The organism is Klebsiella sp. HMSC09D12, assembly GCF_001808475.1.
Taxonomy (GTDB): Bacteria; Pseudomonadota; Gammaproteobacteria; order Enterobacterales; family Enterobacteriaceae; genus Klebsiella; species Klebsiella oxytoca.
The window spans coordinates 84,443-98,978 of record NZ_KV793502.1 but is presented as its reverse complement, the minus strand read 5'-3'; the positions used below and the strand labels follow the sequence as shown (position 1 = coordinate 98,978).

Below are 14,536 nucleotides of genomic sequence, written 5' to 3'. Positions count from 1 at the left end.
AATCAGGCCAGGTCTGCCATCAACACCTTGGAGCGGCGCTGGTAGTTGTACATCTCTTTTTTGCTCTCCGGCAGCAGGTCAACGTCTACCGGCGTAAATCCGCGCTCCTGGAACCAGTGAATGCTGCGGGTTGTCAGAACAAACAGTTTGCTGAGGCCCATTTGCTTCGCCTGCGCGGCAATTCGTTCGAGCAGCACTTCGCCGCGCGATGAGCTGCGGTAGTCCGGATGCACCGCCACGCAGGCCATTTCGCCGATCTTCTCTTCCGGGAAAGGATAGAGCGCGGCGCAGGCGATGGTGGTGTTGTCGCGCTGAATAATGGTGAACTTATCGATTTCCATCTCCAGCTGTTCGCGAGAACGCCTGACCAGAATGCCCTGCTGCTCCAGCGGGCTTATCAGCTCAAGGATGCCGCCGATGTCGTTAATGGTGGCGCGGCGGATCTGCTCGGCGCTCTCCATCACTATCTGAGTGCCGATACCGTCGCGTGAGAACAGCTCCTGCAGCAGAGTGCCGTTTTCCTGATAGCTAATCAGGTGGCAGCGGCGCACGCCGCTGCGGCAGGCTTTTACCGCGCCGCGCAGGAAGCGCACGGTACCGGAGCTGTAGTCTTCGTCCGCTTCCATCTCTTCAACCCGCGCCTGGGCTTCGTTAGGGAATAGCTCGGGGACGATCTCGCCATCCTGGTTGTAGACCCCCTGTGACGAGCAGAAGCCAATCATCTTTTCGGCTTTGAGCTTAATCGCTAGCTGGGTTGCAATCTCTTCGGAGGTCAGGTTAAAGCTTTCGCCGGTGACCGACACCGCAACCGGGCCCATCAGCACAATCGCGCCGTTATCCAACTGACGGTGAATGGCTTCTTCATCGATGCGCCTGATGCGCCCGCTGTGACAGTAATCCACTCCGTCATCCACGCCTAACGGCTGCGCGATAATGAAATTGCCGCTGACCACGTTGATGTGGGCGCCCTGCAGAGGGGTGTTATTGAGGCTCATCGACAGGCGAGCGGTAATTTCCAGCTGCAGCATACCCGCCGCCTGCTTAACCAGCTCGAGCGTTTTGGCGTCAGTCACTCGGGTTTGTTTGTGATAGACCGGTTCGTGACGGTGCTCCGCCAGGTTGGCGTCGATCTGTGGACGGGCGCCATAGACCACTACCAGACGAATTCCCAGGCTGTGAAGCAGGCCAATGTCGTTGACTATGCTAGAGAAATTATCATGCTCGATGGCTTCCCCGCCCAGCATGATGACAAACGTTTTACCTCTATGGGCGTTAATATAGGGGACAGAATGGCGGAATCCCTCTACCAGTTCGGTGCGACGTTCCTTCACCATGACACAACCTCAATGCATGATTATTCGTAATTTATGTATTTTTATTCTGTTTTGCCGGCAAACGCAAGCCCCAATTTCTCGCGCAACCGAGAAAACAGTGTGAGCCAAATCAGGGTGTCAAAGATTGTTTACCCTTTTATAGATGACAGGTTATGCGCCTTTCGTTAAAGTTTCTGGTCAATCTGTTTGTTTTAAATACGAATGATTTCTTACTGCTTGGGAGTGGCATGTCGGGATACAAGTCAGGATTAAGCCGCCGCCGATTTTTACAGGGGGCGGGCGCCATGTGGTTAATGAGTGTGAGTCCGGTTGGGTTGGCTGCCGCGGCGCAGGTGGTTGCCGTACGCGTCTGGCCATCATCGACCTACACGCGCGTCACCGTGGAGTCCAACCATATCCTGAAATATCGGCAGTTTGCGCTCAGTAATCCTGAACGTGTGGTTGTGGATCTGGAAGGCGTTAACCTCAACTCCGTCCTAAAAGGCATGGGTAACCAGATTCGCAGCGACGATCCCTATATTCAGTCCGCCCGCGTGGGACAATTCGACCCGCAAACCGTACGCATGGTGTTCGAGCTGAAACAGAACGTAAAACCGCAGCTGTTCGCGCTCGCTCCGGTCGCCGGTTTTAAAGAGCGTCTGGTCATGGATCTCTACCCTTCCAACGCGACCGACGTGCAGGATCCGCTGCTGGCGCTGCTCGAGGATTACAATAAAGGCGATCTGCAGCGGCAGGTTCCGCCTGCGGAGAGCGGGCCGAAACCGGGTAAAGCCGGGCGCGATCGGCCTATCGTTATCATGCTCGATCCCGGACACGGCGGCGAGGATTCCGGCGCCGTCGGTAAATACCGCACCCGCGAGAAAGACGTGGTGCTGCAGATAGCCCGACGGCTGCGCGCGCTGATCGAGAAAGAGGGCAACATGAAGGTCTATATGACCCGCAACGAGGATGTCTTTATCCCGCTGAAGGTTCGCGTCGCCAAAGCGCAGAAGCAGCGCGCCGACCTGTTTGTCTCTATTCACGCCGATGCGTTTACCAGCCGTCAGCCGAGCGGCTCGTCGGTATTTGCCCTGTCAACCAAAGGGGCTACCAGTACCGCGGCTAAATATCTGGCTCAGACCCAGAACGCCTCGGATCTGATCGGCGGCGTCAGCAAAAGCGGCGATCGCTACGTCGACCACACGATGTTCGACATGGTGCAGTCGTTGACCATTGCCGACAGCCTGAAGTTTGGCAAGGCGGTGCTGGAAAAGATGGGAAATATTAATAACCTGCACAAGAATCAGGTTGAGCAGGCGGGCTTCGCGGTGCTGAAAGCGCCGGATATTCCATCGATCCTGGTGGAAACCGCGTTTATCAGCAACATCGAAGAAGAGCGTAAACTGAAAACGGCGAAATTCCAGCAGCAGGTTGCAGAGTCGATTCTGGCAGGGATTAAAGCCTACTTCGCCGACGGCGCGACGCTGGCAAGGCGAGGATAACGCAACAGGAAAGTGAAATGGCTCTATTAAAGAGCGCGCACGGCGGCAATATTCGCGAGGCCGCCGCGCTTATGGGCATCTCTGCGGAGCAGTTGCTGGATTTTAGCGCCAACATCAACCCGCTGGGGATGCCGGAAAGTTTAAAGCGCGCAATCCTCAACAATATGGACTGCGCTGAACGCTATCCCGACGTTGAGTATCAGCAGCTGCACCTTGCGCTGGCGGAACATCATCATATTCCTGCGTCGTCGATCCTTGCAGGAAACGGCGAAACTGAAGCGATTTTTACCCTGGTTCAGGGGCTGAAACCGCGCCAGGCGATGATCGTCACTCCGGGTTTTGCCGAATATCGCCGGGCGCTGCAGTCGGTGGAGTGCGCGGTGCGGGAATTTCTGCTGCGCGAGGAGGATGGCTGGCAGCTCACCGGAGCGATTCTTGACGCCCTGACGCCGGATCTGGACTGCTTATTTCTCTGCACGCCGAACAATCCAACCGGCCTGCTGCCCGATCGTCGACTGCTGGCGCTGATTGCTGAACGCTGTCAGTCGCTGGACATCGCCCTGATCCTCGATGAGGCGTTTATCGATTTTATCCCCGATGAGCCGGGATTTATTCCGCTTCTGGCCCACAATCCGCACGTGTGGGTGCTGCGTTCGCTCACCAAATTTTATGCCATACCCGGCCTGCGCCTGGGGTATCTGGTCAATGGCGATGCGCGGGCGGTGGCAAGAATGCGCGAGCGCCAGATGCCGTGGTCGATAAATGCTTTTGCCGCCCTGGCGGGGGAGATCATTCTCCAGGATAGCGCCTACCAGCAGAAAACCTTGCAGTGGCTGGCGGAGGAAGGGCAGCGCTTTTATCATCAACTGCGCCATATTCCCGGCCTGACGGTCTATCCCGGACAGGCAAACTATCTGTTTCTGCGCTGCGACGTTGCGGATCTGGATCTGCAATACGCGATGCTGCAGCAGCACATCCTGATCCGCAGCTGTGCCAATTATCCAGGGCTCGACGGGCGCTACTTTCGCGTCGCGATCCGCAGCCAGCAGGAAAATACCCGGCTGCTGACGGCCTTCAGGCGGGTATTTAACGAGTAGATGTCTGCCGCTATTGTTCGTCTGCGTTTCTTCCCGGTGGCGCTGCTGTATGACCGGGCTACGGGTTCATAGCCGTCTGCGGGTCGGTAGCCCGGACAGGCGCGCAGCGCCGCCTCCGGGGAATGCGCCGGGATTAATGCATCGGTGCGGCTTCTTCCCGGCTCGCGCTGCGCTTAGCAGGGCTACGGGTTTACAGCCGTCTGTGGTCCGGTAGCCCGGACAGGCGCGTAGCACCGCCTCCGGGGCATAGCTGCGGCAGCGTTAGCGCAGTTCGACGCCGCCCTGCACCATGCGCAGCAGGTGCTGCCTGGGCCAGAGCTCGCTAAGTCGCGTCTCTTCCAGCCGTCGCTGTAAATACTCAATGTCGTGACGTTGACGGTCGAGCATCAGGCCGACCACGCTGCCGCTGTGCGCCACGTTAATACCGTATAAATCGCACTCTTCCACCAGCCCCCGCAGCGTATCAAACCCCGGCTTTGGTAACAGATGCTGACTGGCGACGGCGCTAAGCGTCGCGGCCTCTCCCATCCGCCGGGGATTATCCGTCTCGCAGGCCAGCTGAACTTTCTCCCAGGCTAGCTGCAGAGACGCGGAGTGGGCGTGCAGCTTTTCAAGCCGGGGAAGTCGGTGGTAATCGGTGGTCAGCAGCGTAGCGGGGCTTTCCAGCACCAGCAGATCGAGCTGAGGCTGGCTGTCACAGGCAATCTGCGTGGCGGCGGTGTTGTGGTCGAACAGGGTGAGCTGACGAAACAGAGTGCTGTCGGTGGGCTCCAGGGAGACGCAGAGCCGGGCGAGGGTGGGTTCATCCAGCGGATGGCCGAGATGATGCGCGGCGGCTACCGCCGTCGCGGCGATGTCCGCGGTGCTGCTGGCCATACCTTTGGCAACCGGAATCGTGGAGCAGATATCGATCCGAATCTCCTTGCTCAGCGCCGGCGGATAACGCCAGTAGCTCAGCAACTGGTCGACCATCGCCCGCGCCAGCGGACGTTCATCCGCCCGAGGCGAACCGTAGTCCACCTCGACGGTGCTGTACCAGTCAACGGGGCAGGAGACCAGCTTCTCGCTGCCGAGGATCCAGCCCTGGATGAGTTCCCCACAGGAGGCGGGGCATTGCGCTACGGCCACGTATTCACCTTTTTACCCGTTATACTTCAAGCTACGGGACAAAGCACCAGTGCTTTGTCCTGTGACCTGAATTATTTAGGGTAAAGTTTTCAGAATTTTAAGCGCATAGTGTCATGCCGATCCCGCTATTTCCATGATTCACCGCAATTTGCCTGGCGGCGAGCTCAGGCTGAAACGGTTAATGTCTGCGCTTCGGGAAGCGCCAGGCGCATCACATCGCGGGCAATCATCAGCTCTTCATTGGTATTGATGACCGCCACTTTGACCATCGCATTTTCGGCCTGAATAAAGGTAGCGTTGTGCTGGTTTTTCTCTTCATCGACCGAGAGCCCGAGGAAATTCAGGTTATGGCAGATGGCGCTCCTGGCGCGGGCGGAGTTTTCGCCGATGCCGCCGGTAAAGATCAGCGCGTCCAGGCCGCCCATCTGCATAATATAACTGCCGATGGTGGCGCGAATGCGCTCGGCAAACAGCGAGAGCGCCAGGGCTGCCTGACGATTACCGCTGTCCGCCGCCTGCTCGACATCGCGATAATCGTGCGAGATGCCGGAAACCCCCAGCAGGCCGGACTCGTTATTCAGCAGCTGATTAAGCTGCTCCGGCGTTTTTCCCTCATGCAGCGCCAGCCACGGTAGAATCGACGGATCGATATCGCCGCTGCGGGTGCCCATCATCACGCCGGACTGCGGCGTAAAGCCCATTGACGTGTTAACCGAGCGCCCGCCTTTGATTGCACAAACGCTGCTGCCGTTGCCGAGATGGCAGCACACCACGCGCAGAGCGCTCAACGGTACGCCCAGCTTTTCCGCCAGCGTCGCGCTAACGTACTTGTGGCTGGTGCCGTGGAAGCCGTAACGGCGAATGCCCAACTCGCTGTAGTAGCGCCAGGGCAGCGGATAGATAAACGCGCGCTCGTCCAGCGTCTGGTGAAAAGCGGTATCAAACACCGCCACCGACGGCGCGTCGGGCAGCAACTGGCGGAAAACTTTAATGCCCAGCGCGTTGACCGGATTATGCAGCGGGGCCAGTTCCGCCAGGCGCTCGATTTCCGCTAAGGTCTCATCGGTCACCGGCGTCGAATCTTTAAAGCGCTCCCCGCCGTGCGCCACGCGGTGGCCGACGCCATCGATATCCTGCAAACTCTGGATAATCCGATGGTCGAGGAGCTTTTCCAGCAGCAGGGTGACGGCTTCACGGTGATCGGCTACGGGCGCCGTTTCCTGCCATTTTTGCGCCGGCGTTTTAAGGGTCACCTGGGCGTTTGCCATGCCGATACGCTCGATCAATCCCTGGCAGAGCATATCGCCCTGAGGCATCTCCAGCAGCTGGAATTTTAACGATGAGCTGCCGGCATTAATGGCCATTATTTTGTAAGACATAAAGGTTCCTTCGAATTCAGAAAATCCAGCACGGCATCAAGACCCAGATTATTCAGCGCGCTGGTGATAAAAATCTGCTGGGCGCCAGCCTGCCTGAGCCACTCGCCGATTAGCGATATCCGCTGCGCATCGGCAAGGTCGGCTTTAGTGACCAGACCAATCGTCGGGCGGTTCATCGGAGCGGTAAAACCCGGAGAAAACGGCGCCCACTGCGCGTCGGCGTTCAGCACCAGAGCGATAACGTCGGCCTCGCAGGCGCTGGTCAACAGAGCGCTATAAAGGCAGCGGTTCTCCAGATATTCACCCGGCGTGTCGATGGCCATCGGCGACCATTCAATCGCCTGGGTTTTCTTATAATGGAGCGCTTCACCGCGCAGGCCCTGGGTCAGCGAGGTTTTGCCGCACTGGCTGGGGCCGATCAACATCAGACGTTTCATCGCGCTACGTCCGGGTTATTGAGCAGGTAGTAAACTGCATCATCTCGCCCAGGGTGCGCGTCACCTGCTTGAGAGCGTACTCGACGGCGGAAACGTCGCCGGTCAGCACCACGGCACCGGTAAAGCGGTCAAGAAAACCGATCTCCACCGCGCCGGATTTGGTGGCGATATCGCAGGCGATAATCGACGCTTCGCTGGGCGTAATGGTGAGGATGCCGATGGCGGACACCGCATCCTGCAGGCCGAGTTTCTTAAAGAGATCTTTCCCGGGATTGGCAATCAGGTGCGCGAGGGTTACCTGTTTCCCAGGAACGTATTCCTGAATCATGCGATCCGTTGTTGGCTGTCTTTCCATTATCCCTCCACCATCTGTCGCCACATGGCTTCATGCGGTCGCGGGATCACCGAACGATAAACCAGCAGCCCTTTTTCACCCGCGCTTTCGCTGGCTACCGTAACCGCGTTGTTGACGTCGGAAACGTCGCCCGCCACCACCATGTAGCATTTACCGCCGATGCCGAAGGCCATATGCACCCGTACCAGGGTGACGTTGGAGCCTTTCACCGCCCGGTCCGCGGCGCTGATGCAGGCCGCAACGCTCCAGGTTTCAACGATGCCGACTGCCTGGCGTTTGTCTACGCTGTTCAGGCCGCTGATGGCCGGGAGTACGCTGGGATGGATATTCGCCAGCACCAGGCTGTCGACGAGCATTTCGCCGGCCTGCGAAGTGCCGGTTTCAATGGCCTGCTGGATAGCGCCGATATCCCCGCCGAGCATCAACAGAAACTTACCCGGGCAGATAGTCTTGCTGACCAGCAGATTGACGTTGGCGCTTTTCAGCATCGCATCGCCGAGTTCCATTCCTTTGGCAATGCTGGTGAGTTCTAAAATTCCTATAGCCTGAGACATGGTTAACCTCTTACAACCGTGATGGCCTGTTCGCTGATGGCCGCAACCACGCCGTCGATGCTGGCGTGAACCGGCGCGCCTAACGCGCCTGCCGGGATATCGGCAACGCATTGCCCGCGGGTAACGCGTTCTCCCACTGCAACGTTCGCTACCGCGCTGGCGCCGATATGCTGGCGCAACTGTAAAGTCACTGATTCTACTGCCGGTTCGTCTTCCACCAGCGGCGCCTCCTGATACCAGGGGCTCAGCCCCAGTTTGGCGATCAGTCGCTTCACCGGCATGAGGCGATATTTCGCCATTTCGTCGGCCGGATAGAGCGGTCCTTCATAGCGCTGGTTTTGCGCGCGCAGCTCGCGTTTCAGCATGCGGTTGATGCGCATCGGCGAGATCCCCACCGGACAGGCCACGCTTTCGCAGACGTTGCATTCCGAACAGGTGAGCGCGCTCAGCAGCAGCTGGGGCGTGGCGGCCTGATGAAAGTTCACCGCCCGCACCAGCAGGTGCGGGGAGAGTTCGTGGCCGATCAGATGCCGTGGGCAGAGATCGGTACACAGGCGACACTGTTCGCAGACGGTACGGGCCACGGAAAGCACCGTGCGCTCGTCCTGCATCCGCCGCTGGATAAGCGGATGGCTTTTGGGCAGCACCAGCAGGCCGCCGGTAGTTTTGGTTACCGGGCTATCGAGAGCAGTCATCAGGCCGCCCATCATCGGGCCACCGTTAATAAAACCGGGGTCGTCGACCGTCGCGCCGCCCGCCAGCGCCAGCACTTCGCGCAGCGACATGCCGATGGGGACGGTGACGGTCAGCGGTCGGGCGACCGCGCCGTTAACGGTTAGCGTGCGGCGGGTCACCGGAAACTGCTGCTCAACCGCACGGGCAATATTGAGCACCGTTTGTACGTTATTCACCACGACCCCAACGCTGGCTGGCAGCGCGGCGGGTGCGACCCGTCGACCGGTAGCTAACCAGATAGTCAGCACCTCATCGCCTGCGGGATAGACATCCGGCAGAATATGCAGGCGAATACCGGCAGGCAGCAGCGGGGTGAGGGCGTCGATAGCCCGGCGGTACTTCTCTTTCAGGGCAATCACCCCTTCGCGCGCGCCGGTTGCCGTCATCGCGTACTGCACGCCGCGGACCAGACGTGCAGCCTGCTGCCACATTAGCTGCTGGTCGACCTTGAGCATCGGTTCGCACTCGGCGGCGTTAACCAGAAAGATCTCCACCTGCGCCTGCAGCTTCACGTGGGCGGGAAAACCCGCTCCACCCGCGCCGACTACGCCCGCAGCGCGCACGCGCTCGCGGATCTCCTCGGCGCTTCTGGCCATTTCAACAGCGTTGACGGCGGTACTCATAGCAGTTCCTCCAGCAGTTCCTGAATTTCCCCGGCGCTGGCCGGGCGAGGATTCGTGCGCAAGGTCACGTCAGCCAGTGCGGCCTGCACCATGGCCGGAATGCGCGCTGAGTACTCGGCACGTCCCTCTTTCAGCGCGACCGCCAGTGACGGCAGCGCACAGCGCTGCTTGAGCCGTTCGATTTGCTGGATCAGCGCATTGATCGCCGTACTATCGCTGGCGTCTGCCGGACAAAAGCCGCAGGCTTTGGCCAGCCGCGCGTAGCGTTTTCCGGCGCGCGGATGACCGGCGTTAAAGCGGATAACCGCGGTCAACAGCAGCGCGTTGGCCAGTCCGTGCGGGAGATGAAACTGCCCGCCAAGCTGGTGGGCGATAGCATGGTTAAGCCCCAGCCCCGCCTGGCTGAACGCCATCCCGGCAAGCGTTGAGGCATTGTGCATTTTCCCGCGCGTCGCCACGCAGTCGCCTTTTTCCACCGCGGTGGGCAGATACTGGAACACCAGTTTGGCGGCTTTTTCCGCCAGCGCGTCGGTAAAGTCGCTGGCGTGCGGAGAGACCCACGCCTCCAGCGCGTGGGTCAGCACGTCCATGCCGGTGTTGGCCGTAATCTGCGGCGGCACGCTGACCACCAGCTCCGGGTCAAGGATCGCCATATCGGGATAGAGCGCATTGTTGAACAGCGGGTACTTGATGCCTTTATCCGGATCGCTAATTACGCAGGCGCTGGTTACTTCTGAACCGGTACCGCTGGTGGTCGGTATAGCCACGCAGGTTTCGATGCTGATGCCGCTCTGCTGACTGAACCAGACGATAGCTTTCGCCGCATCCATTGCCGATCCGCCGCCGAAGCCGATGACCACCTGCGGCTGCAGGGCCTGCATTTGCGCAATGCCCTGTACCACGGTGTGGATAGTGGGGTCCGGGGTTATCTCGCTAAAGACGCTAATGCGGTTATCTGCGGGCAACGCCTGACGCAGGGTTTCCAGCAGCGGCGAGCGCGCAAGAAAGCCATCGCAGATAATCCAGATGTGCTTGTTGGTAAAGCGCTTGAGCACCGCCAGGCTACCCTGACCGCTGTACAACCGCGTTTGTAGTGAGAAAGTCTTCATCGCGACCTCGGTTAGCGAATGGAAAAGCCGTTGGTCAGCACGCAGCGACGGGAGCGGGCAAACGTGCGCGCCGAGGTTGTCCCTTCACCGGTCGGCGTGGCGATAGTAAAGGTGGTAAAGCCTTCGCCGCCGACGCCGATCCCGGCATAAGAGGGGCCGTTCTTGACGAATATCGAGGTTTGCAGGGTGCGGGCCGCGAGGTTCAGGCGCGACACGTTCTGCGAGTGCATAATGGCGGTATGATGCAGTCCCTCTTCAACCTTCAGCGCCAGGGCCAGCGCGCTATCGAAATCGCTAACTTTCACTATCGGCAGCATCGGCATCAGCTGCTCGCTGGTGACCCACGGATCGTCGGCGTTAACCAGCGCTATCAGCAGACGCGGCGCTTTCGCCGGAACGGCGATGCCGGCCGCTTCCAGCATGGCTGATGGGCTTTTGCCGACCAGTTTTTTATTCGCCTGGCCTTCAGGCAGGCAGGCGGCCCGGAGTTTGTCAGTGTCGGCAGGGCTCAGCAGCAGCGCGCCGAAGGTTTGCATTTGCTGCACCAGACGTTCGGCGACGCTCTCCACCACAATCAGGCTCTTCTCGGCAATGCAGGGCAGGTTGTAATCGAACGAGGCGCCGTTGATGATATCTTCCGCCGCTTTAACCAGATCCGCCGTTTCATCAACGATGCAGGGCGGGTTACCCGCGCCAGCGCCAATGACTTTCTTACCGCTCTTCATGCCCATCGCCACAATACCCGGGCCGCCGGTAATGGCCAGAACCGCAATGCGCGGATGGGCCATCATCTGCTGGGTGGCTTCGAAAGTGGGTTCTGCTACGGTAACCACCAGATTGCGGATGCCGCAGCAGCGGAAAACAATCTCTTCAATCATGCTAATCAGCTTCAGTGAGACCTTTTTTGCTCCCGGATGCGGGCTGAAGTAGACGCTATTGCCCGCCGCCAGCATGCTGATGCTGTTATTAATGATGGTTTCCGTCGGGTTGGTGCTCGGTGCGACCGACCCGATAACGCCAAATGGCGAATACTCAAACAGCACCATGCCGCCGTCGCCGGTCAGTGCCGTGGTGGTGAGATCTTCCACGCCCGGCGTGTTGTCCAGCGCAGCTTTGTTTTTCAAAAATTTATCTTCTTTGTTGCCCATCCCCGTTTCATTGGCGCTCTCTTCCGCCAGGGCGGCCAGATGCGGCGTCAGCTCCTGACGCATTGCGCTAATGATGGCGCTGCGGGTTTTTAGCGGGCACTGCTGATAACGTAAGAACGCCTGATGCGCGGCATCAATGGCCTCGCTCACGGACTGAAAAATCCCTTTGCCCTGCGCCGGGTTTGGCGTTTGGGCTGGGGTTAACTGTTCGCTAAGAATGGTGCGAATAAGCGTTTCGAGTTCAGAAGTATTCATTGATGAGTTCCCACGTTAATGGCCGCGATGGCGGTCTGTGCTATATCCATGTCCTGTTCAACGCTGCCGCCGCTGATGCCAAGACCCCCAATTAATGAGCCGTCGCGCCACAGGGCGTAACCGCCGCCAAAGGTAACCACTTTTCCCTGCAAATGCGTTTCGAGGCCATAAAGCGCGGCGCCCGGCTGAACGGCCTCGCTCAGCTCATGGGTCGCCGTTTTCATCGCCACCGCGGTCCAGGCTTTTTTCGGCGCCAGTTCGCTGCTGACCAGCAGGGCGTCCGGCATCCGCCAGGTCACGGTTTCGGTGCCGTGTGCGTCAACGATGCTGATCACCACCGGCACCTGAAGCTGCTGCGCGCGCTCAACGGCGGCGCGGGTGAGCTGGTGCAGATCGTGGAATGAAAGGTCCAGGGGCGTCTTCTCCTTGCTGCGGCTCGGTAGAGTGGCGGCCAGATAGCGCCGGCTCACTTCACGAATGATGTTGTTCTGGTGCGCATCGCTATCTTCCGCGCGCGCCAGGGCGTACAGGCAGTCTGACAAGCGATTGATGTAGCGCATCAGCACCTGGCGCACGTTGACTTCCGCCGCCAGCTCAACCAGTCGCCGTTCGGCCCGGCGGGCCAGCGTGCGGGCAAAATGCAGGCGGCTCGCGGCTTCGCAGCGGCCGGGTAAAATAAAACTGTGCAGCGGTTCGACGCGGGCCATGGCCCGATCGATGGCGGCTTCCAGAGCGGAAATCTCTTCGCTGCTGATGTAGCGCTGTTTCGGTGACGGCCGTTCGCTGTCGCTGGCCAGTTCTGCGCTAAACCAAAAAAGCTGCTGCTGGATGGCCTCAAGTAAGGCGCGGTGATTTTCATCCGCGGCGGCGCAGGCGCACAGGCTCAGCGCGGCGTTCAGCTCATCCAGCGTGCCGTAGGCTTCAACCCGCGGGTGGGTTTTACTCACCCGCTGGCCGGTAAAGAGTGAGGTGGTGCCAGCGTCGCCCGTTCGGGTATAAATCGCCATATTCGCTCCTTAACGTGAAAGCGTATCGACAATGCCGACAACGGCGAGGTCGATGGCCTCGTTTGGCCCGGAAAAAACGTGCCTGGCGCTGGAGCCGCCGCTGAGCAGAACCAGCTCGCCGATCCCCGCGCCGACGGAATCCACGGCGACTTCATCGCCGGAGGTCGGCGAGGCGGGAAGCTCGCCATCGGCGCTGACCCGCCGCACCAGCAGCAGCTTTTTGCCGATCAGGGAAGGCGATTTTTGCGTGGAGACAACCGCGCCCGTGACTCGTGCCAGATGCATGATTTACTCCTGCTTAATTAATTGAATATGCCGCGCCTGTGCCGCTTCGCGCGCCAGCGCGGTCACGATGCATTTGCGGTGGATAACCAGGCGACCCTGGCCCAGCTGCGCGACGTCGCGATAGCTCAGCACCGATCCTGCGTGCAGGATCAGCGGCAGCCCGCGCTCGTCGGTGAAGATCGTCGGCAGGCGCGCCAGTTTTTTGACCGGGATAACCGGCAGCAGCTGGCTGTGCAGGGTGAGCTGCACGCGGATGCCGAAAGCCAGCGCGTCGTGAATTTTCCGGGCCGCAGGATCGTCGGTTTCCGCCTCCGTCAGCTGGCCCAGCAGCGGCAGGTCGACAAGCAGGATGCGCAGCGAGGCGTGCTGGCTGAACAGCCCGGGGCAGTCGGCATCGCGCAGCTGCGCAACGCTCAGCGTCGCCGTGCTGTGGGCGCGACGCTGCAGCCTGGAGACGATTTCCTCCACGATGCGCGGCAGAACTTCGCCGTTCATCGCGGGCCTACCAGCCGGGCAAAGGCCTGCGGATTATCGGCGCCAGCGGCGTTGGCTTCATCGGTATCAATGTGCATTTCGAGACGCATATCCGGTGAAACGCGAATCGCCACGTTGTTGAAAATCAGCCCGCGCTCGTCGCCTTCAATGGCCACGGAGACCCTATCGCCGTGGGAAACCCGCAGGATCAGCGCATCGAGCGGCGACATATGAATATGCCGTTGCGCGACGATAACTCCTGACGAGAGCGTCAGTTCGCCATAGGGGCTGACCAGACGGATGCCCGGCGTCCCTTTCAGATCGCCGGACATTCTCAGCGGCGCCGCAACCCCCAGGGTTCTGGCATCGGTACGCGATATTTCCACCTGGCTTACCGAACGCAGTGGGCCGAGCAGGCGCACATTTTTAAGCTGCCCCTTCGGCCCTACCAGGGTGACGGTTTGCTCCGCAGCGTACTGTCCCGGCTGCAGCAGCGCTTTTTTCTCGCTGATGGGATGGCCAGGAAACAGGCGTTCATAATCCGACGCCGACAGGTGGATATGACGATTTGAAACCCCCAGCGGAATGGGCCGCAGACGCATCTCGTCGAGGACTTTACTGACCGTTGATTCGAGAAGCTGTTTATCCATTACGCTTCACCTCGCTTGCCGGGATGAATGCAAAGGGTGCGCGGCTCGCCCTTCTGGCGCGGACATTTTGGATCCAGGCACAGGTTGCAGCTGACCACGCCTTGTTGCTGGAGGGGCTCTTCTGCTGGCGCTTCAGAAACGACATTAGCCGTCTCTGACTCTTCAGGCTCAGGTTCCATGACGGAGGATGGGGGAGCCTCTGCGGGCAGGATCCCTTCTCCGGGTCTGGCGATGACTTTATGAGCCACCAGACCGTTTCGCTGTTCGGCAAACTGTGCACCGGTGGTGATGGCCGCCTGTACTGAGGCCACATCACCGGTAATTTTAATGACCGTCCAGCCTGAACCATTGGTCTTTTCGAGGGCGACCAGCGTGATAGAAGCGGATTTCGCCATGATATCGGCGCAGCTAATAGCCAGTGCCAGACCACAAACTTCAAGTAATCCCAGTGATTGCTTCACGCGGTGCTCCTTATTCGCCATCAA

16 protein-coding genes are annotated in these 14,536 nt (G+C 59.6%); 2 read left to right on the top strand and 14 right to left on the bottom strand.

Features of this window, described 5'->3' with window-relative positions:
* Positions 1-2: 2 nt before the first annotated feature.
* On the bottom strand, positions 3-1,334 hold the full coding sequence (argA, locus tag HMPREF3178_RS22145) for an amino-acid N-acetyltransferase (protein WP_004105227.1): 1,332 nt from the start codon (positions 1,332-1,334) through the stop codon (positions 3-5).
* 227 nt (positions 1,335-1,561) lie between these two features.
* Here argA and amiC point away from each other — a divergent pair, with 227 nt between their 5' ends.
* Entirely contained in the window at positions 1,562-2,815 is a 1,254-nt protein-coding gene (amiC, locus tag HMPREF3178_RS22140) for an N-acetylmuramoyl-L-alanine amidase AmiC (RefSeq protein ID WP_024274647.1), read from the top strand.
* A 17-nt stretch (positions 2,816-2,832) separates the two neighbouring features.
* Positions 2,833-3,912 carry a threonine-phosphate decarboxylase CobD gene (gene cobD / locus HMPREF3178_RS22135; protein WP_024274646.1) on the top strand — a complete coding sequence of 360 codons (1,080 nt, stop codon included), beginning with the start codon at positions 2,833-2,835 and terminating at the stop codon, positions 3,910-3,912.
* A 261-nt stretch (positions 3,913-4,173) separates the two neighbouring features.
* On the opposite strand, the gene HMPREF3178_RS22130 is transcribed toward cobD, so the two are convergent.
* The 13 genes from HMPREF3178_RS22130 to HMPREF3178_RS22070 all read right to left on the bottom strand — a co-directional run bounded on the left by HMPREF3178_RS22130 (position 4,174) and on the right by HMPREF3178_RS22070 (position 14,533).
* Entirely contained in the window at positions 4,174-5,040 is an 867-nt protein-coding gene (locus HMPREF3178_RS22130) for a GHMP family kinase ATP-binding protein (RefSeq protein ID WP_004105221.1), read from the bottom strand.
* A gap of 164 nt (positions 5,041-5,204) precedes the next feature.
* Entirely contained in the window at positions 5,205-6,419 is a 1,215-nt protein-coding gene (locus HMPREF3178_RS22125; protein WP_004105218.1) for an acetate/propionate family kinase, read from the bottom strand.
* Positions 6,404-6,856, bottom strand: coding sequence for a propanediol utilization protein PduV (gene pduV / locus HMPREF3178_RS22120; RefSeq protein WP_004115034.1), 453 nt, complete (start codon positions 6,854-6,856; stop codon positions 6,404-6,406). Before pduV ends, HMPREF3178_RS22125 begins: the two co-directional genes overlap by 16 nt.
* 4 nt (positions 6,857-6,860) lie before the next feature.
* Entirely contained in the window at positions 6,861-7,211 is a 351-nt protein-coding gene (gene pduU / locus HMPREF3178_RS22115; protein WP_000441103.1) for a propanediol utilization microcompartment protein PduU, read from the bottom strand.
* Positions 7,211-7,765, bottom strand: a complete 555-nt coding sequence (pduT, locus tag HMPREF3178_RS22110) for a propanediol utilization microcompartment protein PduT (RefSeq protein ID WP_000075777.1) — start codon at positions 7,763-7,765, stop codon at positions 7,211-7,213. Before pduT ends, pduU begins: the two co-directional genes overlap by 1 nt.
* Positions 7,766-7,767: 2 nt before the next feature.
* Positions 7,768-9,123: a cobalamin reductase PduS gene (gene pduS, locus HMPREF3178_RS22105; RefSeq protein ID WP_023330008.1), complete on the bottom strand. Its 1,356-nt coding sequence runs from the start codon at positions 9,121-9,123 to the stop codon at positions 7,768-7,770.
* A complete protein-coding gene (gene pduQ / locus HMPREF3178_RS22100; RefSeq protein WP_004105190.1) occupies positions 9,120-10,232 on the bottom strand; it encodes a 1-propanol dehydrogenase PduQ in 1,113 nt (370 codons plus the stop codon). The genes pduS and pduQ overlap by 4 nt, the downstream gene beginning before the upstream one ends.
* Before the next feature lie 11 nt (positions 10,233-10,243).
* On the bottom strand, positions 10,244-11,635 hold the full coding sequence (gene pduP, locus HMPREF3178_RS22095; RefSeq protein ID WP_016809893.1) for a CoA-acylating propionaldehyde dehydrogenase PduP: 1,392 nt from the start codon (positions 11,633-11,635) through the stop codon (positions 10,244-10,246).
* Positions 11,632-12,642: a two-domain cob(I)yrinic acid a,c-diamide adenosyltransferase PduO gene (gene pduO, locus HMPREF3178_RS22090; protein WP_004115028.1), complete on the bottom strand. Its 1,011-nt coding sequence runs from the start codon at positions 12,640-12,642 to the stop codon at positions 11,632-11,634. The genes pduP and pduO overlap by 4 nt, the downstream gene beginning before the upstream one ends.
* 9 nt (positions 12,643-12,651) lie before the next feature.
* Positions 12,652-12,927, bottom strand: coding sequence for a propanediol utilization microcompartment protein PduN (gene pduN / locus HMPREF3178_RS22085; RefSeq protein ID WP_000549823.1), 276 nt, complete (start codon positions 12,925-12,927; stop codon positions 12,652-12,654).
* 3 nt (positions 12,928-12,930) lie between these two features.
* Positions 12,931-13,422 (bottom strand): microcompartment protein PduM, encoded by a 492-nt coding sequence (gene pduM / locus HMPREF3178_RS22080; protein WP_070585512.1) that lies wholly within the window; start codon positions 13,420-13,422, stop codon positions 12,931-12,933.
* Positions 13,419-14,051, bottom strand: a complete 633-nt coding sequence (locus HMPREF3178_RS22075) for a phosphate propanoyltransferase (RefSeq protein ID WP_004115022.1) — start codon at positions 14,049-14,051, stop codon at positions 13,419-13,421. The genes pduM and HMPREF3178_RS22075 overlap by 4 nt, the downstream gene beginning before the upstream one ends.
* Positions 14,051-14,533: a BMC domain-containing protein gene (locus tag HMPREF3178_RS22070; protein ID WP_105889103.1), complete on the bottom strand. Its 483-nt coding sequence runs from the start codon at positions 14,531-14,533 to the stop codon at positions 14,051-14,053. The genes HMPREF3178_RS22075 and HMPREF3178_RS22070 overlap by 1 nt, the downstream gene beginning before the upstream one ends.
* Positions 14,534-14,536 lie beyond the last annotated feature (3 nt).